At 31.0% G+C, this 2,723-nt stretch carries 3 protein-coding genes; all 3 read left to right on the top strand.

The features are described 5' to 3' along the window. On the top strand, positions 1–255 hold a 255-nt coding region (locus SOY52_RS00015; protein ID WP_320846937.1), incomplete at its 5' end, for a hypothetical protein. A gap of 59 nt (positions 256–314) precedes the next feature. After that, positions 315–1,031: an outer membrane beta-barrel protein gene (locus SOY52_RS00010; RefSeq protein WP_320846936.1), complete on the top strand. Its 717-nt coding sequence runs from the start codon at positions 315–317 to the stop codon at positions 1,029–1,031. Then, complete coding sequence (locus SOY52_RS00005) at positions 1,028–2,683, top strand: S41 family peptidase (RefSeq protein ID WP_320846935.1); 1,656 nt, start codon at positions 1,028–1,030, stop codon at positions 2,681–2,683. The genes SOY52_RS00010 and SOY52_RS00005 overlap by 4 nt, the downstream gene beginning before the upstream one ends. The last annotated feature ends 40 nt before the right edge of the window (positions 2,684–2,723 follow it).

Here is a 2,723-nt window from a genome sequence, read left to right as displayed (position 1 = left end):
GGCATTAACTCTGCCTTTGATACTCTCTTAGCAAGTACGAAGTACTATAAGAGGTTCTTAACTAGAATTAAGTTCTTAATGACAGGTGAACTAAAAAATGCTAAGGACCCAAATATCTTAGCTCGTGTATATATGAAAGCCTTACATAGTAAGCATCCAAAGTATTATTACAATGTAAAAAACAGCTTAAAGATGAAGCTATTAACAATACTGCCAGCACACCTTCAGGATTTTATTTTTAAACTTTTCTTTTAATTCCTTTTGTTTTTCCTTCCTATTTCCTTTATTATCAAAGAAGTAGTGGAAGTGAAATGATGAAGAAATTATCATTATTAATTATTTTAATTGGTATTTTAATTTTGGGAGTCTCTGCTAGAGATGCAAATAAGTTTTATGTGGGCCTTACTGGAGGTTATACCTATGATGTTATTAGAACCGATACTGGATATAGAACAGATATTTCATATAAAGGTTCTCATGGCTTTGATGTAGGAATCCCTTTTGGTTATCAAATAACCGATTATTTTGGCCTATCAAGTGGAATAACCTATATTCAAAAGAATTATAGAATTGAGCACTATTACCCAAGTTATACAATAGCTACTCCTTTTGAGTTTCAAAATTTAACTAACCATTATATAGAGCTTCCTTTAACACTAGATTTTACTTTATCAAATGATATTTACTCATTTACTGCTTCAGCTGGTGGTTATATCGGTTACTGGGTTGCATCACAAAAAAGTGGTGCTTCATATGGATCCTCTAGTAACTGGGCTGGAACTGAAGGCTTAATGAACTACTACTCTGGAACATATAAATTTACTCAAGCTGATAATCGATTTGAAGCAGGTTTACTTTTTAGACTTGGCTTTGAATTAGAACTTGATCCTGTAATTCTCTTTTTAAGAGGTTCATACTCGCTAGGATTAACAGATATGAGAAGAAAGCAAGCTATAAATTATTCTCCTTTAATTAATGATACTATTGCTGCAGAAGTTGGTATGCTTTGGGGATTTGGAGAAGAAAAATGAAAAAGCTTAAATTATTTTTATTAACTATTTTAATTTTATTATTAGCTTCCTGTGATATGCCATCTCCTAAGAATCCAAATGATTATTTAAATAGCTCAGGAGTTTCAACTTGGGAAGAACTGTTTAAGGGATATTGGTCTGGCTTAAGTGATAGCTATGTCTTTTGGAACTTAGATGATAAAAATGGTGAGTGGGATGATATTTATTATGAATATCTACCTAAGTTCCAAGCCTTAGGGAAAATAAATACAAATCAAATGAAAGATGGTATATTACTTCTAAGTGATATAACAAAAGACCTTTCTGATAACCATTATTATTTTGAAATAGTAGATTCAAGTAAAGCAAATGGAAAGTATATTTTCTCTCCATCAAAATATAAAATAATTAAAGAGAATAATCCTAATTTATCATCAGATGAGATTATCAAATTAATGTATGAAGGAGGAGATTTCTCAAGCTATTACCCTGAAGATTTACTTAATGAAAAGGCTCAAACTATTCTTAATAATACCTTTAAACTACCGCTTGTTGTTTCTACCCCTGACCCTAGCAATTATCCTAACATAAAGTTTATAGAAGCAAATGGGAAAATAGTAAATCCTAAAATTCAAAGCAGAATTGAATATAATGGACAAGCTGTTCTTTACTCAAATAAATATCCAAATGGTTCTTATATTGAGAATAATCAAGTAAAGAGTGTTAATCCTCTAGAGAGTTTTGAAGCATATTTCGCAAATGGAACTGCAGGACCATATTATCCTCTTCCTGATTTAAATCTTGATAGCAAAAATACTGATTTTATAAATAGTATTTTTGAAACTTGGACTCTTTGTCTTGGAACTTCTTATCAAGAATATTTAGAAGCTGTAAATACAAATCCTATTACTTATAAGAAAAAGCACTCTGCTTCTATAAATTTATATTCTCTTGCTGGAATTACTAAAAATAATGTTAGCAGTGTAAATAATAATTATGAAGGTAATACTGTTTATTTCTTATTATCTGGTTTTAAATTAGTAGAATTTATTAGTTCAAGTGAAGATGAGATTTCTCTGTACTTAGGTGATTTCCATGATTTAAAGATGGATGAGAGTGCTACAGGATTAATTATTGATTTAAGAGGAAATGGTGGTGGAGCTAACATCGATAGACAGCTTTTATTTGGAGATTTATTTTCATCTCCTTTTAAATTTGGATATCAAATTAATAAGATAGGTATTGGAAGACAAGAATATTCATTGCCATCTCCTGTTTATATTTATCCTGAACCTTCTTTATATCACAATCAGTATTCTTCCTTAGCTAGTAAGCCAGTTGCTGTTATTACCAATATTATGACTGTATCAAATGGTGAAGTAACAACAAATATGGTTAAAGCATTAGAAAAAGGAAAACAGATTGGAGGAAAGACCTTAGGAGGACAAGGAACTCTTGCCTATGATTCTTTAGTAGCGAATGCTGGACAATTTAGTGTAGGTAAGTACATTACAACTGTTTACACTCCTTTTGCTCAAATATTAGATGCTAATGGTGTTTCTCATGAGGGAGTAGGATGTATCCCTGATATCCCAGTTGAGTTTGATAAAGCACAATTTGATCTTGGGCATGATTTGCGTCTTGCTGCTGCCTTTGATTACATTAATCAATAAAAAGAGATAAAAAAGACTTGCCTTCTTCGAATTAAGAAAG

Source organism: Bullifex sp., assembly GCF_034103065.1.
In the GTDB taxonomy this organism is placed as follows: domain Bacteria; phylum Spirochaetota; class Spirochaetia; order Sphaerochaetales; family Sphaerochaetaceae; genus Bullifex.
Note: the sequence above shows the minus strand (reverse complement) of the source record. Positions and strands in the feature narration are given on the sequence as shown.